This is a genomic window from Shewanella sp. CAL98-MNA-CIBAN-0140, assembly GCF_040309905.1.
GTDB classification, from domain to species: Bacteria; Pseudomonadota; Gammaproteobacteria; order Enterobacterales; family Shewanellaceae; genus Shewanella; species Shewanella psychromarinicola.
In genome coordinates this window covers 1-270 of sequence record NZ_JBEOPI010000173.1, presented here as the reverse complement: position 1 = coordinate 270, position 270 = coordinate 1, and the positions used below count along the sequence as shown (strand labels likewise).

The 270-nt window shown below is 44.1% G+C and carries 1 protein-coding gene; it reads left to right on the top strand.

Going from position 1 to position 270, the window contains the following annotated elements:
- Positions 1-270: hypothetical protein (locus tag AAEY93_RS20640; protein ID WP_351079540.1), on the top strand; the 270-nt coding region annotated here is incomplete at both ends.

Here is a 270-nt window from a genome sequence, read left to right as displayed (position 1 = left end):
GCGTCAAGCAGCAACCTTAGCTGCGATGCGTGCCAGCTTAGGCTCTAGCAAAAAATCAGACGATAAGAATGACGACATTTCTACTTCAGTTGTTGTGAAAAAGGGCGGTAAGACTACTATTGAAGTCAAGCCTAAAGAACAGCCGAAGAAAAAAGTTGCTGCTACGAAACCTAAAGTTGAAACAGCAGCTGAGCGTAAAGCTCGTGAAGTACGTGAAAAAGAAGAAAATCGTCTACGCGAAATTGAGACAGAAACACGCCGTGTTCAAGC